This window comes from Microbispora sp. CA-135349 (genome assembly GCF_050947365.1).
In the GTDB taxonomy this organism is placed as follows: Bacteria; Actinomycetota; Actinomycetes; order Streptosporangiales; family Streptosporangiaceae; genus Microbispora.
Genome location: NZ_CP192001.1, coordinates 1,231,307 through 1,252,329, shown reverse-complemented (window position 1 = coordinate 1,252,329; position 21,023 = coordinate 1,231,307). Strand labels below are relative to the sequence as shown.

Here is a 21,023-nt window from a genome sequence, read left to right as displayed (position 1 = left end):
ATTACCGCCTTTCTCATTCCACGCCTGATGGCCGCGGGCCAGGGCCTAAAGTTGGCCGTCGGGCATGCCGCCTGTTCGTTCATCTGCGCGAGACCGGGCCGAACCGACGTTTCGGCGAGTGAAGGAGCATTCTCGGTGGAGCATTCCAGCCACAACCTCCTCCAGGCGGGCAGCCAGACCGCGATCTCCGATCGGATGCGCGAACTGCTCGCCCGGGCGGCGCAGGACCACGTCTACGAGCAGCGAACGCAGGGCGCCGTGCTTGACGAGATCCGCCAGCGGCTGGAGGGCATGGAGTGGCTGCTGCGCGAGGTGCGCGAGCGCGAGCTGGGCGGCCTCGGCGCGGCACTCGAAGCGATCACTCAGCGGCTCGACGACATGGCGGTAAGGCCGCCCGCCTGGGCCGAGGGGCTGGCCCAGCATGTGGAACTACTGCGCGACCATGTCGATGAGGCCGGCGGCCGGACCCAGGGCCTCGCCGACCGCATGGCGGACTTCACCCACCGGCTCGGCAAGGTCCAGGGAAGCATGGAGGCCGCCGCCGGGCGTTTCACCCGGATCGACAAGACCCTCACCGCACTCACCGAGCGCACCGAGCGGCTGGAGGCCGTCGTCGTCGAACGGCTGGACGCCGTCGGAGGCCGGATCGAAGCGGTGGAGAGCGGCGTCGAGACGGTCGGCGAGCGCGTCGGGAGCCTGCCCGCCGATCTCGGCATCGGGGAACTGCGCGGCACCGTCGCCGGTCTCGGTCACGCCGTCGAGGGCATGGACGCCACGGTGACCGCGCTCGGCGCCACCGTGGACGGCGCCACCTCCACCATGGCGGGGCTCGGCGCCGCCGTGGACGGCATGAACACGACGGTGGCCGGGTTGAGCGCCGGCGTCGGGGACGTCGCCGCCGGCGTGGACGAGATGAGCACCACGATCGCGGGTATGAACGCCGACCTCACCCTGGCGGCGGGGGCCGTCGTGCCCCTCGCCGAGGCGGTGCGCAGCAGGCCCGACCGTGAGCAGATCGCCGAAACCGTCTCGGACGCGGTCACCCGCGCCATGGAACCGGCCCGGGGCGACGTCGCCAGGCGGCTCGCCGCACTGGAGGAGACCATGCTGGCGCTCGCCGAGGTCCTCCTGCGCCCCGCCCGCGGCCACACGGACTGACCGCCGCGCCGGACTCGTACGAGGCCGGGCGTGCGATCAGACGTTGACGACGCTAATCGGGAGCGACGAGTCGGCCGGGATCTCCAGCGTGGAGGGCCTGACGCCGGCCGCCACCAGATTCGCGCCGAGCGCCGCCACCATCGCGCCGTTGTCGGTGCACAGACCGGGCCGCGGCACCCGCAGGCGCACTCCGGCCGCGTCGCAGCGCTCCTGGGCCAGGGCCCGCAGCCGCGAGTTGGCGGCCACGCCGCCCCCGATCAGCAGGTCCTTCACGTCGTAGCGGGCGCACGCCTGCAGGGCCTTGCGGGTGAGCACGTCCACGACCGCCTCCTGGAACGACGCGGCGACGTCGGCCACCGGCACCGCCTCGCCCGCCGCCTCGCGGGCCTCCACCCAGCGCGCCACGGCCGTCTTCAGACCGGAGAAGGAGAAGTCGAGAGTCCCGTCGTCGTACTTGCCGCGGGGGAACGCCACCGCCGTGCCCGACCCCTCACGGGCGGCCCGGTCGATGTACGGGCCGCCCGGGAACGGCAGGCCGAGCACCCGGGCCACCTTGTCGAACGCCTCCCCCGCCGCGTCGTCCACCGTGGACCCGAGCGAGATCACGTCCTGCGCCACGTCGGGCACCAGGAGCAGCGAGGAGTGCCCGCCCGACACCAGCAGCGCGATCGACGGCTTGGGCAGCGGGCCGTGCTCCAGCTGGTCCACGGCGACGTGCGCGGCGAGGTGGTTGACCCCGTAAAGCGGGACGCCGAGCCCCAGCGCGTACGCCTTGGCGGCCGCCACACCGACGAGCAGCGCCCCCGCGAGACCCGGGCCCGCGGTGACGGCGACCGCGTCGATGTCGGAGAAGCGCAGCCCGGCGGCGGCCAGCGCGCCTTCGACCGTGGGCGTCATCGCCTCCAGATGGGCCCGCGAGGCCACCTCCGGCACCACGCCGCCGAAACGGGCGTGCTCGTCCATGCTGGAGGCGATGGTGTTGGCCAGCAACGTGTGGCCGCGGACGATGCCCACGCCCGTCTCGTCGCAGGACGTCTCGATCCCCAGCACGATCGGCTCGCTCATGCCCCGCCCCCCACTTCTTCGTGTCCTGGCCCGAGGTCCTTCACCATCGTGATGGCGTCGGTTCCGTCGTCGTAGTAGCGCCGCCGCAGGCCCAGCCGGCGGAAGCCGAACCGCTCGTACATCGCCTGCGCGGGCGGATTGTCGGCGCGCACCTCCAGGAACACCGAGACCGCGCCGCGTCGTACGGCCTCGGTGAGCAGCGCGTTCATCAAGGCGGTCCCGACGCCGGCGCGCCGGTGATCGGCGAGGACGGCGATCGTCTGGACGTCGGCCTGGTCACCCGCCGCCGCCAGGCCCGCGTACCCCACGACGCGGTCGCCCAGCTCGGCGACCACGTAGTGCCGGGTGCGCGGCTGGTCGGCCAGCTCTCCGCGCATCATGGCCTCGCTCCACGCGTCCGTGGGAAACGTCGTCCGCTCGATCTCCATCACGGCGGGCAGATCCTCGTGGGTCATCTGGCGCAGCACAGCCTCAACCTGCCTCACGACGTGCCCCCGCGGCCGATCACGCCGTCACCCTCTTCGGCGCCCCGGGCACCTGTGCGTCCGGACGCCGCAGGTAGATGGGCCGCGGCGGACCGAGCACGGCCAGCTCCCGCGCCTTCTCGACCGAATCCACGCGTCCCTCGGGCACGCGGGCGATCTCGGCCGCCTCCTCCTGGCTCAGCGTCGCGAGATGCTCGGCCGCCAGGGCCGCGAGCGCTCCGGCAGAAGGGTGCTCGGGACCGCGCACCCGGTCGGCGCCGATGACATCGGCGTACATGGCGCCGCCCGCGCCGATCACGGGCAGTTCGCCGGGCAGGTCGTGCGGCCGGTCCACGCGCGGCCCGTCGAGCCGCGTGCGCGGGTCGCCGTACCGGGCCCAGAAGACCTCCTTGCGGCGCGCGTCGGTCGCGACGAGGAACGGCCCGCTCTCCCGCGCGGCGTACGCGAGGGCGTCGAGCGTGCACACCCCGAACGCCGGGAGACCGGCGGTCAGGGCCAGCGCCGTCGCGGTCATCAGGCCGACGCGCAGGCCGGTGTACGGCCCGGGCCCGGTCCCCGCGACGACGGCGGTGACGTCCTTGAGCGTCACACCGGCCTCACGCAGGACATGCTCGACGGCGGGCGCGAGGAGCTCCCCGTGCCGCCGCGCGTCGATCGTCGTCGACTCCGCCACCACACGCTCGCCGTCGTACAGCGCGGCGGTGACGGCGGGAGTGGCGGTGTCGAAGGCCAAGACAAGCACGAAGGTCAAGCGTAGTCGCTGTGCGGAGGCGGACGACCACACCCGCGTCCGGTGGTGACCGTCCGGCGGGCACGGGCGGCGGCCGTCCGGCACGGTGGTCGCCCGGCACCGTGGTCACCCGGCACCGTGGTTACCCGGCACCGTGGTCACCCGGCACCGTGGTCGCCCGCGGGCCTGCGCGGAGCCGGACCCGGCGGGCGGCATCCCTGTCAGGCGTCGCGGATCAGGGAGGCGTAGACGATGACGTTGTCGCGGTACTCGTGCCGCGACCAGTCGAAGTCGCCGCCGCAGGTGATCAGACGCAGCCCGTCCTCGGTGTAGACGCGCTCGGCCGGGAAGTCGTCCTTCGGCACGTGCTCCACCGAGTCGACCCGGTAGGAGGCGGTCCTGCCGTCGCTGCGCACCACCTTCACGACCGCTCCCTCGCGCAGGTCCCGCAGCCGGAAGAAGACGGCGGGAGCGGTCTTGGTGTCCACGTGGCCGATGATCACGGAGGCGCCGGGGTCGCCGGGCACGGCACTTCCCGTGTACCAGCCGGCGGTGGACGGCTTGTCGAACGGCGGCAGCTCGACGTCGCCCTCGTCGGACAGGCCGAGCTTCATCAAAGGGGCCTTCAGATGCAGCGCCGGGATGTCGATCCGTTTGGGGACGACGGAGGATCTCGCGGCGGGCTGGTCCGTGTCGTCCTTGCCGCCGGTGACCGCGGCGAACACGAGTCCGGTGACCACCCCGGCGATGATCACCCCCCGGGTGGACAGCGCCAAGGTCAGGCTCCGGAGCGCCTGCGGGCCACGCCGACGCCGACGCCGAGCGCGGCCAGCAGCACGACGACGGTGACGCCGGTCGGCAGGCCGGACTCGTCGGAGGGACCCCCGGCCGCCGTTCCGCCGCCGCCCGCGTGCGGCGCCCGGGTGGGGATCCTCGTGTGGTGCTCGGTGCGGTCAGGCTCCGGCGCGACGATCCTGAACGACGCGCTGCCGACGTCGTTGGTGGCCTCGCAGCGCACCTGCACGCGGTAGCCGCCCGGCTTGGCCCCGGCCCTGATGGCCGCGCCGCCGCGCACCATCGGCGTGGTCGCGCCCGGGGAGGCGGACGGCGGCGCCGGGGCCACCAGGGTGACGAGCCCCGTGAAGGCGTCGGAGCGGGCGGTCGCGCGGTATTCGGTGCCGCCCCGGGGCAGCGGGCACCTGGCGGTGATGTGGATGGTCTTGACCGACCCGCCGACGATCCGCTTGGGATCGACCTCCACCCGGACGACCTGCCGCGACAACGAGACGACAGGCGTCGGCAGGGCCGGCGTCAGCGTGATCGTGGGGTCGGCGGAGACCGTCTCGGCCGACGCGGTGCAGCCCAGCGCGCCGAACAATAAAGCTCCCCCGACGGCGACCTGCGTGATCCTGCTCAACGGCACACCTCTTCCACGCCGGTCCCTTACCCAGAAAATCCTTACCGACTCATGGCCGGGGATCTTCCTTTCCCCGATGATCCACAGGATCGCGGACAGGCGTCAAGGACTATGCGGCGGACCGGTCTGGAACGTGCACGAACGGCGTCCGGCTTGTCCTCGCAGGTCCTCATCCACACGTCAGAGCCCGGATTGCCGCACTCGCGGGGGATGTTCAGACGAGGGACAGTTCCCGCCAGCGCGGGCCCACGCCCGTGACCCGTACGCGGCGCTCCTCGCCCTCGGCGCCCCGCTCGAGGTGGATCTCCAAGCGGTCCTCCGACAGGCCGTCGACCAGGCCCTCACCCCACTCGACCACGGTGACCGACTCCTCCAGCGAGGCGTCGAGGTCGAGGTCGTCCACCTCCAGCGTGCCCCCCAGCCGGTAGGCGTCCACGTGCACGAGCGCGGGCCCGCCGGACAGGGACGGATGGACCCGGGCGATCACGAACGTCGGGGACGTGATGGGCCCGCGCACCTTCAGGCCCTCGGCGATGCCCTGCACCAAGGTCGTCTTCCCCGCACCCAGCGGCCCGCTCAGCACGACCAGGTCTCCGGGGCCGAGCAGCGCGGCCAGCCTCGCGCCCAGCGCGCGCGTCTCCTCGGCGGTCGCGGCCCCGAACTCGGCCGTGGTCACGTGTTCCCCCTCTCGGCCCGCTTCAGCAGCTCACGCAGCGCCTCGTTCACGACGTCGGGCCGTTCGAGCTGCACGAGATGCGACGTCTCGGGCACGGTGGTGAGCTGCGCCGTCGGCGCCGCCGCCGCCATCGCCCTGCTGTGATCGAGCGGCGTCAGCCAGTCGCGCTCCCCCACGATGATCGCGGTGGGCACCTTGTTGAGCACGTCGAGCGCGGTGAGCTTGTCGTGCGACATCAACGCCGGGTAGAAGTCGGCGATCACCTCGGAGGGGGTCGCCCTGATCATCGACTCGACGAAGTCCACGACGGTCGGGCTGACGTTCCTGGAATCGCCGAAGCCGAGGTGGCGCAGCGCCAGGAACGACAGGTCGGTGCCGGCCTCGCGGCCCCGGTCGACCAGCGCTCCGCTCCTGCGCATGATCGAGACGGCGGACGGCACCGCGAGGTTGACGAGCTTGGAGACCAGGGCGGGCAGGCCGAGGGTGAGCTCGGCGAGCTTGCCCGCCGAGGTCGCGACCAGAGACACGCCGCGGATCTTGTCACCGAACAGTTCCGGCCGCCGCTCCGCCAGCGCCATGATCGTCATCCCGCCCATGGAGTGGCCCACCACCACGCACGGCCCGGGGACGAGCTCGTCGAGCACCAGCGCGAGGTCCTCCCCGAGGCGCTCGATGGTGCAGTCGCTGGCCAGGGCGCGGGCCGACAGGCCGTGGCAGCGCTGGTCCCACAGCACGAGGCGGTAGGAGTCACGCAGGTCGCGCCGCTGGTAGTGCCAGGAGTCCGAGGACAGGCAGTAGCCGTGACACAGCACCACGGTCAACGGCGCGTCCTCCACCCCGTCGATCTCGGCGTGGATCTTCACGCCGTCCGAGGTCGTGAGCGTCACCGAACGTCCGTGCAACTCGCCGAAGGGCTCACTCGCCTCCAGGTCCGGCCGCAGGCGGATGCGGCCGACGGCGTACCTCTTCGCGAGCGTGGCCGCCGCCACTCCCGCCGACGCCGCACCGAAGACCGCTCCGGCGATCCCGACCTTGCGACGTGTGCTCATGCCTGCCCTCCTCGCAGCCGCGGCTCAGCGTCCGTCCGTATGGACACGAGGCACGCGGGATCCGATCCTCGTCACGATCTCATGAGTAATCGTGCCCAGGGAATCCGCCCACTCCTGACAAGTCGGCTCGCCATCGTCCCCGGGTCCGAAAAGGATCACCTCGTCCCCCGCTTCCGCCGGATCGTCACCGAGATCGATCACGAACTGGTCCATGCACACCCGACCGGCGATCCGCCGCCGCCGGCCCGCCGCGAGCACCTCCGCCCGGTTGGTCCCGTTTCGCAGGATGCCGTCCGCATACCCGAGGGGGACCAGGCCAAGCGTGGTCTCACGATCGGTGACGTAGAGGTGACCGTACGACACGCCCGAGCCCGGGGCGACCCGTTTGGCCTGCGCGAGCCTGGCCGTCAGCGTCATGGCGGGGCGGAGCCCGAAGCCGCCCAGCTCGGGGATCGGGCTGAGGCCGTAGACCGCGATGCCCGTGCGGACCATGTCGTACCTCGCCCGCGGCAGCGTGACGGTCGCGGCCGAGTTGGCGATGTGGCGGATCGCGTCGCTCGGCACACCCGCCTTGTCGGCGAAGGCGAGCGCCTCGTCGAACGCCGCGAGCTGGCTGTCGATGGAGGGGTGGCCCGGGATGTCGGCACAGGCGAAGTGCGACCACACGCCCGCGATCTCGACGGCCCCGCTCGCCCGCGCGGCGAGAGCGTGCTCGACCAGCGACGGCCAGTCCGCCATGGTCGCGCCGCCGCGGGAGTTGCCGGTGTCGGCCTTCAGGTGCACGCGGGCGATGCGCCCGGTGCGGCGGGCGGCCTCGACGATGTCGTCGACGACCCAGGTCGCGCCGGCCGACAGTTCGACGTCGGCCAGCAGCGCGTCGTCCAGCGGCTCGCCCGGGGTGATGAGCCACGACATGACCGGCGCGGTGACCCCGGCCTCGCGCAGCGCCAGCGCCTCGCGGACGAAGGCCGTGCCGAGCCGGCTCACGCCCGCCTCCAGGCACGCCCGCGCGACGGACGCCGCTCCGTGACCGTACGCGTCGGCCTTGACGACGGCCATCATCTCGGCGCCGGCGGCCGACTCGGCGAGCAGCCGTACGTTGTGCCGGATGGCGGACAGGTCCACGCGTGCCTCGGCCGGGGTGGCGGAGCGCACCGTTGAGAAGCTCATCTTTCCAGTGTGTCAGGTGGACCCGGGTGGCTGCGCCCATACTGACGTCGCATGTCAGAGCGTACGCAGGGCCTCGGGGAGCGCCTCGGCGACGTCGAGTGCGGCGATCGGCGCCTGTCCCGGTCCCGCCGCGACGCCGCCTCCCGCGGCGACCCGCGCCGCCATCCCGTGGACGTACGCCGCGCACGAGGCCGCGTCGTAGCCCGTCAGCCCGGCGGCGAGCAGGGCGCCCGCGATGCCCGACAGCACGTCGCCGGTGCCGCCCGTGGCCAGCCAGGGCGTGCCCGTCGTGTTGACCCGCACCGGCCTGTGCTCCTCGGCGACGAGCGTGGTCGAGCCCTTGAGCAGCACCGTCGCCCCGAGCTCGGCGGCGGCGCGCCGTACGTGTTCGAGCCGCCCGGCCTCGACGCGCTCGCGCGGCACGCCGAGCAGCCGCGACAGCTCCCCCGCGTGCGGCGTGAGCACGGTTGGCGCGGTCCTGCGCAGCAGCGTGCGATCCTTGGCGACCAGCGTGAGCCCGTCGGCGTCCACCAGCACGGGCACGCCGGTGGACAGCACGGCGCGGGCCACCGCGTGCGCCTCCGGGCCGGTCCCGAGCCCGGGGCCGAGCACCCACGCCTGCACCCGCCCGACCTCGTCGAGCGAGCTCTTCAGCACCAGCGCCGGGTCGAGCACGGTCGTGACGGCCTCCGGCCAGCGGGCCCTGACCAGCCGCACCGGCTCTGCCGTGCTCGCGAAGCGGACCATTCCCGCGCCGGCGCGCACCGCGCCGCCCACCGAGAGCACGGCGGCTCCGGTGTATCTGTCGCTTCCGGCGGCGATCCCGACGACGCCACGCCGGTACTTGTCGCTCTCCGCACCCGGGCGGGGCAGCAGGTCGGCCACGTCGTCGGCGGTCAGCGCGGTCACCTCGGGGTCCGGCAGGAAGGAACCCAGGCCGATGTCCACCAGCTCGACCGCACCCACGTGGGCGGCGCCGGGATCGACCAGCAGACCGGCCTTGAACGCCCCGAACGTGACCGTCAGGTGCGCGCGGACCGCCGGTCCCTCGACCCGCCCGCTGCTCGCGTCCACCCCGCTCGGCACGTCGACCGCGACGATCAGGCCGCCGGTCTCGGCGGTCAGCTTTGCGAGGGTCCCGTACGGCTCCCGCAGCGCGCCGCCGCCGCCGATGCCGACCAGGCCGTCCACGACGAGATCGGCGCCGGCCAGCAGGTCGCGGGCCCTCGCGATGTCGTACGGGTGTGCCCGGCCGCCCGCCGCCCGCAGTGCGGCCAGCCCGCCCTCGTGGGTACGCGATCCGGCGAGGACGGCCTCCACCCGCGCTCCCCTGCGGGCCAGGCGGGCACCGGCGTACAGGGCGTCTCCACCGTTGTCGCCGCTGCCGATGAGCAACGCCACGCGGGAGCCGTACACCCGGCCGCGGGAGCCGGCGAGCAGGTGCGCGCACACCACGGCGAGCCCGGCGGCGGCCCTGTCCATCAGCGCGCCCTCGGGGAGCCGCGCCATCAGCGCGAGCTCGGCGGCGCGTATCTGGTCGGAGGTGTAGGCGGTCCGCATGCGTCCGACGGTAGCCTGCCGCGACGGCGAAGGCGATCACCGTGCGCCCGCGACGGCGGGCGCGGACGACGGGCTCCCGCGTTCAGGACTCGGCGACCACGTAGGCGACCGCCATGCCGCCGTCGTGGGACAGGGAGACGTGCCATCTGCGCACGCCGAGGTCGCGGGCCACCTCCGCCGCACGGCCCGTGATCCTCAGCTCGGGGCGGCCGCGCTCGCCGCGCACCACCTCCGCGTCGAGGTGGCGCAGGCCCGGCGGGGCCCCGAGTGCCTTGGCCACGGCCTCCTTGGCGGCGAACCGCACGGACAGCGACTCCAGCGGCAGCGCGCCCTCGGCATCGGTGAACAGGCGTCCGCGCAGGGCGGGCGTGCGCTCCAGAGCCGCGCCCAGGCGCGCCACCTCGACCACGTCCACCCCGATGCCCACGATCACACCGCCAGCGTACGGGGGAGCGGTGAGCGACCGGTGACGCGGGACATACGTTCTTCCCCGTTCCGCGCCGAAGTAATCCATCGATTTTTGTCCACAGGCTGTGCACGGCCCCGGGTGAGGGCACGGACACGCCATGGCTACGCTTGCCGTCGTGGCAGATGGGGACGCGTATGTCGAGCTGAGCCGCGAGCAGTGGCGTGACCTGCGCAAGAACACACCGCTCACGCTCACCGAGGCGGAGCTCGAGGAGCTTCGCGGCGTCCACGACCCGATCGACCTGTCCGAGGTGACCGACATCTACCTGCCGCTCACCCGGCTGCTGAACCTGCACTTCACCGGTTCGCGGCAGCGCGGCGCGGCCGTCGGCGCGTTCCTCGGCGAGCAGGACGCGCCCCCGCCGTACGTCCTGGGCATCGCGGGCAGCGTCGCGGTCGGCAAGTCGACCACGGCGCGGCTGTTGCACACGCTGCTCGCGCGCTGGCCCGAGCACCCCCGGGTCGACCTGATCACCACCGACAGCTTCCTTTACCCCAACAAGGTCCTGGAAGAGCGCGGGATCATGCATCGCAAGGGCTTTCCCGAGAGCTACGACCGGCGGGCGCTGGTGAGCTTCGTGGCCGACGTGAAGGCGGGCCGGCCCTCGGTGGAGGCGCCCGTCTACAGCCACCTGGAGTACGACATCGTGCCGGGCGCGACGCATACGGTGGACCGGCCGGACATCCTCATCGTCGAGGGGCTCAACGTTCTGCAGCCCGCGCCTCCGGACGCCCTGGCGGTCTACGACTACTTCGACTACTCCATCTACGTGGACGCCCGGATGGAGGACATCCGCACCTGGTATGTGGAGCGCTTCCACAAGCTGCGCCGCACGGCCTTCTCCGACCCGAAGTCCTACTTCCGGCACATCGCGGAGCTCTCGTACGAGGAGGCGACCGCGTTCGCGGAGGCCGTCTGGCGGGACGTCAACGAGCGCAACCTGGTGGAGAACATCGCCCCCACCCGCCGCCGGGCCGGCCTGATCCTGCACAAGGGCTCCGACCACTCCGTCAGAGCGGTACGCCTGCGCAGAACCTGAGTCGTCGCCGGCGAATCAAGCCCTGCTGCGCGGCCCAGCCGATGCATCCACCTGGATGCACGCCCGCGACGGGCGGCGTTTGCCGGACGCTCCTAGGATGCAGCCGTGCTGCATCTGCGGGTCATCGCCCCGTTCCAGCGGACCGGCCAGGTCATCGAGGTGCTCGACCGTACGCCGGGAGTCACGAACGTCGTCCTTCTGGCCAGGGCGGCCCGGCGGCCGGAGGGTGACGTGGTGCTCGCCGACGTCGCGAGGGAGGCCGCCAACACGGTCATCGGCGAGCTCAAGGCACTCGGCCTGGAGCGCGACGGCTCGATCACGGCCGAGGACATCGAGCTGTCCATCTCCCGGGGCGCCGCCGAGGCGGAGGAGCGGGCGCCCGGCGAGGGTGACGACGCCGTGGTGTGGGACCAGTTCGAGCAGCGTGTGGCCCTCGACAGCCGCATCACGTGGGCGTTCCTGGCCTTCCTCGCCATCGCCACGCAGATCGCGGCCATCGGCGTGCTCATCCCGTCGCAGATCCTGATCGTCGGCGCGATGGTCCTCGGGCCGGAGTTCGGCGCGGTGGCGGCCGTCTCCTTCGGCCTGCTGCGCCGCCGGTGGCGGCTCGTCGGGACGGCCTCCCGCACCCTGTCGGTGGGCTTCGCGTCCGCGATCGCCGTCACCCTCGCCTGCGCCCTCCTCGTCCGCGGCCTCGGCTGGATCTCCCCGGACACCCTGCGGCACCACGACGAGGTGCGCTTCATCGTCACACCGGACCGGTGGTCGTTCATCGTGGCGCTGCTCGCCGGCGCCGCCGGGGTCCTGTCGATCACGGCGGGCAAGTCCTCCGCGCTGGTGGGCGTGTTCATCTCCGTCACCACCGTCCCCGCGGCCGGCTACATGGCCGTGGCCCTGGCGCTGTGGCGCTGGGACGAGGTCGGCGGCTCGGCGTTGCAACTCCTCGTCAACATCGCGGGAATGGTCGTCGCCGGCACACTGACCCTGTTCCTGCAGCGCTTCCTGTGGACCCGGCACGGCGGAGGCAGGGCCCGGGCCTGACAAGGCATACCTGAGACGTAGACGGGCTCCTCCATCAGACGGAGGACCGGGGATCGCGCGCCGAGTAGGGTCGGATCATGAATGCGAGCGCGACCCCATGCTTCGCGACCGAGGGGCTGACCAAGCGCTTTCCCCGCGTCACGGCGCTCGACGACCTCACGGTCGCGGCCGGAACCGGTGTGACCGGCCTGGTGGGCGCCAACGGCGCGGGCAAGTCGACGCTGATCAAGATCCTGCTCGGCCTGCTCTCCCCGACCTCGGGGCGTGCCTCGGTGCTCGGCCTCGACACCGCCACGCAGGGCCTGGAGATCCGGCGGGCCGTCGGCTACATGCCCGAACACGACTGCCTGCCCCCGGACATGTCCGCGACCGAGTTCGTGGTGCACATGGCCCAGATGTCCGGACTGCCGCGTACGGCCGCCCGTGAGCGCGCCGCCGACACCCTGCGCCACGTCGGGCTGGACGAGGAGCGCTACCGCCCGATGGGCGGCTACTCCACGGGCATGCGGCAGCGGGTCAAGCTCGCCCAGGCCCTCGTCCACGACCCGAAGCTGATCTTCCTCGACGAACCCACCAACGGGCTCGACCCGCAGGGCCGCGACGACATGCTCGCGCTGATCCGGCGCATCGGCACCGAGTTCGGCATCGACGTGCTGGTCACCTCCCACCTGCTCGGCGAGCTCGAGCGGGTGTGCGACCACGTCATCGTCATCGACGGCGGGCGACTGCTGCGTTCCTCGGCGATCCGGGAGTTCACCCGGGCCGAGCAGACCATCGCCGTGGAGGTCGAGGAGGGGCAGCAGCGGCTGGCCGAACGGCTCACCGCCGGCGGCGAGACGGTCGCGTCGCAGGGCAGGCTGCTGACGGTCCAGGTGGCCGCGGACGACCCCGGCCGCACCTACGACGCCGTACGCGACGCCGTCAGCGACCTCGGCCTCAGCCTCCTGCGGCTGGAACAGCGCCGGGGCCGCATCGAAGACGTCTTCAAGGAGCCGGTGGCATGACAGAGCCGACCGCGGTCATCCACGACATCGGATACCGCCACTACGACGGCGTACGGCTGGGACGCGGCCGGGCGGCGCTCGCCCTCGGCGTGCAGAGCCTGCGCGGCGTGTTCGGGCTCGGCCGCACGGTCCGCGCCAAGATCATGCCGCTGCTGCTGGCCGCGATCATGCTGATGCCGACGGTCGTGTCGATCGGCGTGATGGCACTGGCCAAGCAGTACGTCATGCCCTATCCCGGATACGCCGTCTTCATGCAGGCGGTGATCGCGGTCTTCCTGGCCGCGCAGTCGCCGTACCTGGTCGCGCCGGACCTGCGCTTCCGGGTGCTGCCGCTGTACCTGTCCCGCCCGCTGACCGTCACCGACTACGTCCTGGCGAAGCTGACCGCGCTGGCGGTCGCGCTGTTCGGCCTGCTGGCCGTGCCGCTCACGATCCAGTTCGTCGGCGAACTGCTGGTGGACCTGCCCGGACCGGCGCACACCGCCGACTACTTCGGCGCGCTGGGCGGCGCGGTGCTCTACGCGGTGCTGCTGTCGACCGTGAGCATCGCCCTGGCCTCGTTCACCCCGCGCCGCGGACTCGGCGTCGCGGTGGTGATCGCGTTCTTCATGTTCACCGCGGCCGTCTCCACCACCTTCTTCGCCGTGCTGTCGGTGTCCGGCCGCGACTCCGTCGCGCCGTGGGCGCTGCTCCTCAACCCGTTCTTCCTCGTCGACAGCGTCCAGTCGGCACTGTTCGGCACCGCTCCGACCACCGGCGAGGGCTACCCGTCGGGCGTCGCGTCGTGCGTGATCCTGCTGGCCGTGATCGCCGTGGCCGTGACCGGCGTACTCCTGCGCTACCGGAAGGCGGCGTCGTGACCACCACAAGCTCCCCCGTGACCACCCGCCAGGGCGTGCTCGAACTCGGCCAGGTGTCCCGCTGGTACGGCAACGTCGTCGCGGTCAACGACGTCACGATGACGATCGGGCCCGGCGTCACCGGCCTGCTCGGGCCCAACGGCGCGGGCAAGTCGACGCTGCTGCACATGATGGCCGGGTTCCTCGCGCCGTCCAGCGGCGCCGTGACCCTCGACGGCCGGCAGATCTGGCACAACCACGAGATCTACCGGCAGATCGGCCTGGTCCCCGAGAAGGAGGCCGTGTACGGCTTCCTCACCGGATGGCAGTTCGTGCTGTCGTCCGCCCGGCTGCACGGCCTGCCCTCGCCCGCCGACGCGGCCCGCAGGGCCCTCGACCTGGTGGAGATGACGGACGCCTCCGGCCGCCGCATCGAGACGTACTCGAAGGGCATGCGGCAGCGCGTGAAGGTCGCCGCCGCCCTCGTCCACGACCCCCAGGTGCTGCTCCTGGACGAGCCGTTCAACGGCATGGACCCCCGGCAGCGGCTCCACCTCATGGACCTCGTCCGCCGCATGGGCGAGGAGGGCCGGACCATCCTGTTCAGCTCGCACATCCTCGAAGAGGTCGAGCGGGTGGCCCACCACATCGAGGTCCTGGTCGCCGGGCGGCACGCGGCGTCCGGCGACTACCGCGAGATCCGGCGGCGCATGGCCGACCGGCCGCACCTGTTCCGGGTCAGGTCGAGCGACGACCGGCGCCTGGCCGCCGCCCTCATCTCCGACCCCGCCTCCAGTGCGGTCACGCTGACCGAGCAGGGCGTCGAGGTGCAGGTGACCGACTACGCGCGCTTCACCACACTCCTGCCCCGGATGGCGCGCGACCTCGGCGTGCGCCTGTGGCAGGTCTCCCCCACCGACGAGGACCTGGAAAGCGTCTTCTCCTACCTGATCTCCGGAGGCGCGCGATGAACACGGTGGTGGCGGACATCACCTACCGGGCCATGCTCGGGCGCAAGCGGATCTGGCTGCTGATTCTGCTGCCGGTGGCGCTGGTCGCGCTCGCCGCGGTGCTGCGACTGATCAACGGACACGACGAGCAGACCGCCGTGACCCTGATGAAGAGCTTCGCGATCGGCACGATGCTGCCGCTGCTCGGGCTGATCGCCGGGACGGGCGTCATCGCTCCGGAGATCGAGGACGGCACGATCCTCCACCTGCTGTCCAAGCCGATCTCCCGGCCGGTGATCGCGGTGACGAAGTTCGTGGTCGCGGCCTCCCTCGTCGCGGTGTTCGCGGCCGTCTCGACCTTCGCCGCCGCCTATCTCCTGACCGGCGCGGAGTCGGGCGTCGCGACCGGCTTCACCCTCGGGGCGCTGTTCGGCGGCGTCGCGTACGCCGCGGTGTTCCTGCTGCTGGGCGTCCTCACCCGCCACGCGGTCGCGGTCGGCGTCATCTACGCCCTCCTGTGGGAGGGCGTGATCGGCGGCTACGTGCCCGGCGCACGCAAGTTCTCCATCCAGCAGTGGGCCCAGTCGCTCGCCGACCAGGTCTCCTCCTCGCCCTTCTTCTCCAGCGAGGTGACGCTCGGCTTCGCCGTGCCGGCGGTGGTCATCGTGACGATCGGCGCCGTCGTCTGGACCGGCCAGCGGCTGCGCTCCCTGTCCCTCACCGGCGACGACTAGTTGTGGCGATCGCGCCGATCAAGCGCCATAGCGCTAAAATAGCGCTATGGCGACGATCCAGATCCGGAACATCCCGGACGAGGTGTACCTCACCTATAAGGCTCGCTCCATGCGCGCTCACCAGTCGCTGCAGGAGTACCTCCTCGCCAAGCTGATCGCCGACGCACGACAGCCGACTCTGGACGAGATCCTGGACAAGGCGGAGGCCAACGCCGCCGAGGGCATCGACACGAACGACATCCTCGACGAACTCGGCAAGGGCCGGAGCAGCCGTTGATCGTGATCGACGCGAGCGCCCTGGTCAAGGTCCTCGTCGAGAAGGGATCATCCGGGGGCGCCCTCCGCAAGAGACTGCGAGGCGAGAGCCTGGCCGCACCGGCGCACATCGACGCCGAGGTGCTCTCAGTGCTCCGAGGGCTCACTCTGTCGGGAAAACTCGACGTCCGCCGTGCGGAGAAGGGCCTCGGTCTGCTGGAGGTCATACCGCTGACACGGGCACCCCTGACGATTCATCTTGGCAGGAGTTGGCAGCTCAAGAGCAATTACAGCGCCTATGACGCCCTGTATGTCGCTCTCGCGGAATCGCTCTCGTGCCCGCTGATCACCAGCGACGCGCGGATGGCGAAGGGGGGCGGCGTCCGGTGCGAGATCGAGGTCTTCTCCTGAGCCGCACCACGTCGCCCGGACAGTGACGAGCGGACGGCCCGGCCCGGGACCCCTGACCGCCACCGCCTCACCGCCGGTGACTCACCGGGCACCCGTCCTCACGACAGAAGGCGGGTCAGCTCGACCCGGGAGCGCACGCCGAGCTTGGCGAAGATGTTCCTCAGGTGGTGCTCCACGGTGCGCGGACTGATGAACAGGCGGGCCGCCACCTCACGGTTCGTCGCACCCTCCGCCACGAGGGTCGCGATCTGGAACTGCTGCGCCGTGAGCAGGCGGCCGGCCTCCGAACGGGAGCCCGAGGGCCGCACCGACTCTCCGGCCGCGCGCAACTCCGCACGGGCGTGCTCGCTCCACAGGCGGGCGCCGTACCGCTCGAACGTCTCCAGCGCGCCGTGCAGGTGCTCACGGGCGGCGCCGGGGCGGCGCGATCGCCGGAGCACGCCGCCGTACAGCAGCCGCGTGCGCGCGGTCTCGAACGCGCACGCCCCCTGACGGTGCAGTTCGAGCGCCTGCGCGAAGCGCTCCCCCGCCTCGGCCGGGGGCGCGAGCAGCGCGTGGCACCGGGCCGCCAGCGCCAGCCGGTCGGGGTCGCGCGTGCTGTCCGCCCAGCGTTCGAGCATGACCAGCGCGTGGCGCGCCTGCGCGATGTCCCCGGTGCGTACAGCGCTCTCGACGAGCAGCGGCGTCGCCATCACCCGTACGACGAGGGGGTCGCCGGTGCGGGCCACCGTGCGCAGGCGGTTCACGGCGTCGGCGTGGCGGTTCGCCGCGACGTCCAGATGGGCCAGGGCCAGCGTGCCGAGCGCCTCGGCCACGCTCACGCCGTGGGCGGCGGCCTGTTCGACGGCCCGCGCCGCCCGCAGGGCGCAGGTCTCCTCGTCGCCCGCGACGGCGGCGGTGAAGGCGAGCCAGGCGAGGTGCTGGGCGCCGCTGGTGGCCCGGCCCGTCTCCTGCGCCAGGCGCAGGCCGTCCATGGCGTTGGCCGCCACCGCGTCGTAACGGCCGCTCCACAGCTGTGCCTGGATCAGGATCTCCAGCATCTGCGGCATGCTGGCGACCGCGCCGTGGGCACGCGCGACCTCGACCGCACGGGACGCCAGCGTGAGCGCGTCGGCGCCGTTGCCGAGCAGGAGGTTCGCGACGCCGCCCCACACGAGCACCGAGAGACTGCCGGCCGAGGGGGCCACCTTCACGCCCTCGGTGGCGACGCGGCGCAGTGAGGCGGTCGCCTCACGGTGCCGGCCCCGGAACGTCGCGGCCATGCCCGCGAGATACTCCAGCGCCAGGCGCGTGACGTGGTCGTCGCCGGGCCGCCGCAGTGTCTCGGCCCGCCGCGCGACCGCCAGGAACCGCCGGTTGTCCCCCGCCAGGTAGCTCGCCTCTCCGGCCCGGACCAGCGCGCGTACGGCCTGCTCGCGATCGGTGCGCAGCAGGCGCTCCGCGGCGGCGAGCAACGTGTCGCAGGCGCTGTCGGTCTTGCCCGCCCGCAGTTCCAGGCTGCCTCGCACGAGCTCCGCCCGGCCACGCGTCTGCGCGCCGGCCGCGAGCGTGTCGATCCGGGACAGCAGCGACCTCGCCCGTTGCGGCTGTCCCGCCTGCAGAGCGTGCCGGGCGGCGGCGGTCAGCCGTGCGGCCCTGGCCTCGCCCTGCCCGGTGAGCTCGGCCGCGCGTTCGAGGACGCGGAACGGTTCGGGGAAGGCCGTCGCCGCCTTCGGCGCCGCCGCGAGCGCGTGTACGAGATCCTCGGCGAGCCTGTCGGGATGATCGTCGAGGGCGGCGGCGCGGTGCCACGCCCGCCGCAACCGCTGGTGCTCTCCATCGAGCAGGCCCGCCAGCAGGCGGTGCGCGGCCCGCCGCCGGGCGAGGGACGCCTCGGCGTACGCCACGTGCCGCAGGACCGGGTCGGCAAGGTCGAAGCCGCCGTCCGGCGATTCGACGACGAGGCCCGCGGCCTCGGCCGCCTCCAGTGCCGCCAGCCCGGACCGCGATTCGGCCGCGCGCACCAATGTGACCGCGTCGATGCCGGGATCGGCCGCGATCAGCAGGACGAGGGCGGCGGTGTCGGCGGGCAGGCCGCGAAGCCGGTCGGCGTACGCCCGCCACAGACGCCCGCCGCGCGGCGGCGTCTCGGGAGGCGGCGCCGCGCCCGTGCGGTGCTCACAGGTCAGCGAGCCGGCGAGTTCGGCGAGCGCGAGCGGGTTGCCCCGGGCCGTCCGGACCAGCGCCGCACGCAGGTCCGCGGGCATGCCTTCGGGGACGAGATCGTCGAGCACCTGCAGGGACGCCCTCGCGTCGAGCGGGGCGAGCGGCAGCGACGGCAGATCGCCGGGGGCCGCACCGGATTCCGCCGCGCCCAACCCCGCGCCGAAACCCGCCCCCAATCCCGCGCCGGGGCCCGTGCCGGCCAGCAGCACGGCGACGGGGGCCGTCCGCGCCCGGCGTGCCACGAAACAGATCGCCTCCCGGCTGGGGACGTCGAGCCGTTGGAGGTCGTCGGCGCACACCAGCACCGGGCGCCCGGCGGCTCGCAGGAGCCGCAGCAACGCGGCGAACAGTGCCAGGCCGCCCGCGCAGACACCCGTACGCAGCGCCTCGGCGAGCACCCGCGTATCGGCCGCCGGTGTCTCCAGCAGGCCCTCGATCGGGCCGAGCAGCGCGTGCAGCCCGGCGTACGGCAGGTGGGTCTCGCCACTGGCACCCTGCGTGCGGAGCACGAGAAACCCCTGCTCGTCCGGGGTGACGGTGGCGGCGTACGCGGCGGCGAGGTCGAGCAGCGCGGTCTTTCCCGTACCCGGTCCGCCGAGGAGGAGCAGGCACCCGCCCGCGCCGGCCCGGGCCCGGTCCACCAGCGCGCACAGCGCGTCCGCTTCTTTGTCACGACCCCTTAACAACCCCGACCGGACACCGGTCAAATAGAACATAAATCAGTGTTACGCGCATATTTCGCAACTGAGAAGGGCTTCTAATTGAGAAGGGCTTCTAATAAGGAACCCCGCCGGGCGCGCGCCCAGCGGGGTTCTCAGGAGTGGTGACGCCTGCGGCCTCAGACGCAGACCATGCGGACGACCTCCGCCAGGCGGTCCGCCACGGCCTTGGCCTGGTCGTGCGACTCGGCCTCGACCATGACCCGGATCATGGGCTCGGTGCCGCTCGGCCGGAGCAGCACGCGCCCGGTCTCCCCGAGCTCGGCCTCCGCCTCGGCCACCGCCGCCCGCAGTTCGGGCGCGGACGCCTTCGACTTCGCCACGTCCCGCACGTTGACGAGCACCTGCGGCAGCTTCGTCATCACGGACGCGAGCTCGGCGAGCGAGCGGCCCTGCCGGACCACCTCGGCCATGAGGTGGAGCGAGGTGAGCAGGCCGTCCCCGGTCGTGGCGTGATCCAGCATGATCACATGACCGGACTGCTCACCGCCGAGGGTGTAGCCGCCGTCCTGCATCGCCTCCAGGACGTACCGGTCGCCGACCGCGGTCTCCACCACGGACAGGCCGGCCTCGCGCAGCGCGATCTTGAACCCCAGGTTGGACATGACCGTCGCGACGACCGTGTCCTTGACGAGGCGGCCGTCGGCGTGCATCGCCAGGGCCAGGATCGCCATGATCTGGTCGCCGTCGATCTCCTCACCCTCGCCGGTGACGGCGAGGCAGCGGTCGGCGTCGCCGTCGTAGGCGATGCCCAGGTCGGCGCCGCCTTCGACGACGGCCTTACGCAGGGCGGCCAGGTGGGTCGAGCCCACACCGTCGTTGATGTTCAACCCGTCCGGAGCCGCGCCGATGGTCTCCACGGCGGCGCCGGCGCGCAGCAACGCCTCCGGGGCGACCATGTGCGCCGCGCCGTGCGCGCAGTCGACGACGACCCGCAGCCCGTCGAGACGGTGGGGCAGGGTGGTCAGCAGGTGCGAGACGTACCGGTCGGCCTCGCCGTACGCCTCGCGGACCCGGCCCACGGACGCGCCGACCGGGCGGTCCCACTTCTCCCCGAGCCGCTGCTCGATCTCGTTCTCCACCGCGTCGGGCAGCTTGTAGCCGCCGCGGGTGAAGAACTTGATGCCGTTGTCCGGCGCGGGGTTGTGCGACGCGGAGAGCATGACGCCGAGGTCGGCGCCCAGCGCGCTGGTCAGGTACGCGACCGCCGGGGTGGGCAGCACGCCGAGCCGCAGGACGTCCACGCCCGACGACGCGAGGCCGGCGACCACGGCGGCCTCCAGGAATTCTCCTGAAGCCCGCGGGTCCCGGCCTACGACGGCCATCGGGCGGCCGCGCCGCCCGACACTGGCGTGGAACGCCCCGGCATCGCCGAGCACGTGCGCGGCCGCCACGGACAGGTCCATGGCCAGCTCCGCGGTGAGGTCGCGCCCGGCGACCCCACGTACCCCGTCTGTGCCGAAGAGGCGCCTCCCGGAGGAGGCGCCTACGGGCTCCTGCGACATTAACGCTTGCTGTACTGCGGAGCCTTGCGGGCCTTCTTGAGGCCGTACTTCTTCCGCTCCGTGGCGCGGGCGTCACGGGTGAGGAAGCCGGCCTTCTTCAGCGGCGGACGGTTGACCTCGGCGTCCAGAGCGGCGAGCGCGCGGGACAGGCCCATGCGCAGCGCGCCGGCCTGGCCGGTCACGCCGCCGCCGTCGATGCGGGCGATGACGTCGAACGCGTCCTCGGCCCCGAGCACGACGAACGGCTCGTTGATCAGCTGCTGGTGGACCTTGTTCGGGAAGTAGTTGTCCAGCGAGCGGCCGTTGATCGTCCACTTGCCGGTGCCCGGCACGATGCGGACACGGGCGATGGCCTCCTTGCGGCGGCCGGTGCCGTACGAGTTGCCCGTGGTGATGGGCTTGCGCACGACGCCCTCGCCGGCGGGGGCCGACTCGGTGGTGTACTCGGAGGGGAACTCCTCCGCGGTGTAGTCTTCCGGCTCGCCCTCGACGAGCGTTTCGATACCGGTGGGCTCGGCCACGGTTCTCCTTCTAACTTTCCT

Annotated in this window: 22 protein-coding genes; 9 read left to right on the top strand and 13 right to left on the bottom strand. The window is 72.6% G+C overall.

What is annotated here, in order from left to right:
• Window positions 1–135: 135 nt before the first annotated feature.
• A complete protein-coding gene (locus tag ACQPZZ_RS06325) occupies window positions 136–1,158 on the top strand; it encodes a hypothetical protein (RefSeq protein ID WP_432929770.1) in 1,023 nt (340 codons plus the stop codon).
• 36 nt (window positions 1,159–1,194) lie between these two features.
• Here ACQPZZ_RS06325 and tsaD read toward each other — a convergent pair whose 3' ends face one another.
• From tsaD to ACQPZZ_RS06275, 10 genes are all read right to left on the bottom strand, one after another.
• Window positions 1,195–2,223 (bottom strand): tRNA (adenosine(37)-N6)-threonylcarbamoyltransferase complex transferase subunit TsaD, encoded by a 1,029-nt coding sequence (gene tsaD / locus ACQPZZ_RS06320; protein ID WP_363639268.1) that lies wholly within the window; start codon window positions 2,221–2,223, stop codon window positions 1,195–1,197.
• A complete protein-coding gene (gene rimI / locus ACQPZZ_RS06315) occupies window positions 2,220–2,708 on the bottom strand; it encodes a ribosomal protein S18-alanine N-acetyltransferase (protein ID WP_432929767.1) in 489 nt (162 codons plus the stop codon). The genes tsaD and rimI overlap by 4 nt, the downstream gene beginning before the upstream one ends.
• A 19-nt stretch (window positions 2,709–2,727) precedes the next feature.
• A complete protein-coding gene (tsaB, locus tag ACQPZZ_RS06310; protein WP_432929765.1) occupies window positions 2,728–3,450 on the bottom strand; it encodes a tRNA (adenosine(37)-N6)-threonylcarbamoyltransferase complex dimerization subunit type 1 TsaB in 723 nt (240 codons plus the stop codon).
• A 209-nt stretch (window positions 3,451–3,659) separates the two neighbouring features.
• On the bottom strand, window positions 3,660–4,214 hold the full coding sequence (locus ACQPZZ_RS06305; protein ID WP_363639262.1) for a class F sortase: 555 nt from the start codon (window positions 4,212–4,214) through the stop codon (window positions 3,660–3,662).
• A gap of 2 nt (window positions 4,215–4,216) precedes the next feature.
• Window positions 4,217–4,855 (bottom strand): hypothetical protein, encoded by a 639-nt coding sequence (locus ACQPZZ_RS06300; RefSeq protein WP_432929763.1) that lies wholly within the window; start codon window positions 4,853–4,855, stop codon window positions 4,217–4,219.
• Between the two features lie 214 nt (window positions 4,856–5,069).
• Window positions 5,070–5,531: a tRNA (adenosine(37)-N6)-threonylcarbamoyltransferase complex ATPase subunit type 1 TsaE gene (gene tsaE, locus ACQPZZ_RS06295; protein ID WP_363639258.1), complete on the bottom strand. Its 462-nt coding sequence runs from the start codon at window positions 5,529–5,531 to the stop codon at window positions 5,070–5,072.
• The gene (locus ACQPZZ_RS06290) at window positions 5,528–6,580 is read right to left on the bottom strand and encodes an alpha/beta fold hydrolase (RefSeq protein WP_363639256.1); all 1,053 of its coding nucleotides are present in this window, start codon (window positions 6,578–6,580) and stop codon (window positions 5,528–5,530) included. The genes tsaE and ACQPZZ_RS06290 overlap by 4 nt, the downstream gene beginning before the upstream one ends.
• A 24-nt stretch (window positions 6,581–6,604) precedes the next feature.
• Window positions 6,605–7,750: an alanine racemase gene (alr, locus tag ACQPZZ_RS06285; protein ID WP_432929760.1), complete on the bottom strand. Its 1,146-nt coding sequence runs from the start codon at window positions 7,748–7,750 to the stop codon at window positions 6,605–6,607.
• 54 nt (window positions 7,751–7,804) lie between these two features.
• Window positions 7,805–9,310, bottom strand: a complete 1,506-nt coding sequence (locus tag ACQPZZ_RS06280; RefSeq protein ID WP_432929758.1) for an NAD(P)H-hydrate dehydratase — start codon at window positions 9,308–9,310, stop codon at window positions 7,805–7,807.
• A gap of 82 nt (window positions 9,311–9,392) precedes the next feature.
• Complete coding sequence (locus ACQPZZ_RS06275) at window positions 9,393–9,743, bottom strand: holo-ACP synthase (RefSeq protein WP_432929756.1); 351 nt, start codon at window positions 9,741–9,743, stop codon at window positions 9,393–9,395.
• Between the two features lie 133 nt (window positions 9,744–9,876).
• Here ACQPZZ_RS06275 and coaA point away from each other — a divergent pair, with 133 nt between their 5' ends.
• The 8 genes from coaA (at window position 9,877) to ACQPZZ_RS06235 (ending at window position 16,052) form a co-directional block, all read left to right on the top strand.
• Window positions 9,877–10,818, top strand: a complete 942-nt coding sequence (coaA, locus tag ACQPZZ_RS06270) for a type I pantothenate kinase (RefSeq protein ID WP_432929754.1) — start codon at window positions 9,877–9,879, stop codon at window positions 10,816–10,818.
• 105 nt (window positions 10,819–10,923) lie between these two features.
• The gene (locus ACQPZZ_RS06265; protein ID WP_432929752.1) at window positions 10,924–11,859 is read left to right on the top strand and encodes a DUF389 domain-containing protein; all 936 of its coding nucleotides are present in this window, start codon (window positions 10,924–10,926) and stop codon (window positions 11,857–11,859) included.
• A 77-nt stretch (window positions 11,860–11,936) separates the two neighbouring features.
• The gene (locus ACQPZZ_RS06260) at window positions 11,937–12,863 is read left to right on the top strand and encodes an ABC transporter ATP-binding protein (RefSeq protein WP_432929750.1); all 927 of its coding nucleotides are present in this window, start codon (window positions 11,937–11,939) and stop codon (window positions 12,861–12,863) included.
• On the top strand, window positions 12,860–13,723 hold the full coding sequence (locus ACQPZZ_RS06255) for an ABC transporter permease (RefSeq protein ID WP_432929748.1): 864 nt from the start codon (window positions 12,860–12,862) through the stop codon (window positions 13,721–13,723). The genes ACQPZZ_RS06260 and ACQPZZ_RS06255 overlap by 4 nt, the downstream gene beginning before the upstream one ends.
• Entirely contained in the window at window positions 13,720–14,673 is a 954-nt protein-coding gene (locus ACQPZZ_RS06250) for an ABC transporter ATP-binding protein (RefSeq protein WP_363639240.1), read from the top strand. The genes ACQPZZ_RS06255 and ACQPZZ_RS06250 overlap by 4 nt, the downstream gene beginning before the upstream one ends.
• Window positions 14,670–15,386 carry an ABC transporter permease gene (locus ACQPZZ_RS06245; protein ID WP_363639238.1) on the top strand — a complete coding sequence of 239 codons (717 nt, stop codon included), beginning with the start codon at window positions 14,670–14,672 and terminating at the stop codon, window positions 15,384–15,386. Before ACQPZZ_RS06250 ends, ACQPZZ_RS06245 begins: the two co-directional genes overlap by 4 nt.
• A gap of 46 nt (window positions 15,387–15,432) precedes the next feature.
• Complete coding sequence (locus tag ACQPZZ_RS06240; RefSeq protein WP_432929745.1) at window positions 15,433–15,663, top strand: FitA-like ribbon-helix-helix domain-containing protein; 231 nt, start codon at window positions 15,433–15,435, stop codon at window positions 15,661–15,663.
• Between the two features lie 2 nt (window positions 15,664–15,665).
• Entirely contained in the window at window positions 15,666–16,052 is a 387-nt protein-coding gene (locus ACQPZZ_RS06235; protein WP_432934292.1) for a type II toxin-antitoxin system VapC family toxin, read from the top strand.
• A 98-nt stretch (window positions 16,053–16,150) separates the two neighbouring features.
• On the opposite strand, the gene ACQPZZ_RS06230 is transcribed toward ACQPZZ_RS06235, so the two are convergent.
• The 3 genes from ACQPZZ_RS06230 to rpsI form a co-directional block, all read right to left on the bottom strand.
• A complete protein-coding gene (locus tag ACQPZZ_RS06230; RefSeq protein ID WP_432929743.1) occupies window positions 16,151–18,973 on the bottom strand; it encodes a LuxR C-terminal-related transcriptional regulator in 2,823 nt (940 codons plus the stop codon).
• Between the two features lie 122 nt (window positions 18,974–19,095).
• Entirely contained in the window at window positions 19,096–20,481 is a 1,386-nt protein-coding gene (glmM, locus tag ACQPZZ_RS06225; protein ID WP_432929741.1) for a phosphoglucosamine mutase, read from the bottom strand.
• Window positions 20,481–21,002: a 30S ribosomal protein S9 gene (rpsI, locus tag ACQPZZ_RS06220; RefSeq protein ID WP_432929739.1), complete on the bottom strand. Its 522-nt coding sequence runs from the start codon at window positions 21,000–21,002 to the stop codon at window positions 20,481–20,483. The genes glmM and rpsI overlap by 1 nt, the downstream gene beginning before the upstream one ends.
• Between the last annotated feature and the right edge of the window lie 21 nt (window positions 21,003–21,023).

Excerpts from the sequence above, each read along its gene's own strand:
- ACQPZZ_RS06260 (WP_432929750.1), top strand. The coding sequence starts at position 11,937 with ATGAATGCGAGCGCGACCCCATGCTTCGCGACCGAGGGGCTGACCAAG.
- ACQPZZ_RS06290 (WP_363639256.1), bottom strand. The coding sequence starts at position 6,580 with ATGAGCACACGTCGCAAGGTCGGGATCGCCGGAGCGGTCTTCGGTGCG.
- ACQPZZ_RS06245 (WP_363639238.1), top strand. The coding sequence starts at position 14,670 with ATGAACACGGTGGTGGCGGACATCACCTACCGGGCCATGCTCGGGCGC.
- alr (WP_432929760.1), bottom strand. The coding sequence starts at position 7,750 with ATGAGCTTCTCAACGGTGCGCTCCGCCACCCCGGCCGAGGCACGCGTG.
- ACQPZZ_RS06255 (WP_432929748.1), top strand. The coding sequence starts at position 12,860 with ATGACAGAGCCGACCGCGGTCATCCACGACATCGGATACCGCCACTAC.
- ACQPZZ_RS06280 (WP_432929758.1), bottom strand. The coding sequence starts at position 9,310 with ATGCGGACCGCCTACACCTCCGACCAGATACGCGCCGCCGAGCTCGCG.
- ACQPZZ_RS06230 (WP_432929743.1), bottom strand. The coding sequence starts at position 18,973 with ATGTTCTATTTGACCGGTGTCCGGTCGGGGTTGTTAAGGGGTCGTGAC.
- tsaD (WP_363639268.1), bottom strand. The coding sequence starts at position 2,223 with ATGAGCGAGCCGATCGTGCTGGGGATCGAGACGTCCTGCGACGAGACG.
- coaA (WP_432929754.1), top strand. The coding sequence starts at position 9,877 with ATGGCTACGCTTGCCGTCGTGGCAGATGGGGACGCGTATGTCGAGCTG.
- ACQPZZ_RS06240 (WP_432929745.1), top strand. The coding sequence starts at position 15,433 with ATGGCGACGATCCAGATCCGGAACATCCCGGACGAGGTGTACCTCACC.
- glmM (WP_432929741.1), bottom strand. The coding sequence starts at position 20,481 with ATGTCGCAGGAGCCCGTAGGCGCCTCCTCCGGGAGGCGCCTCTTCGGC.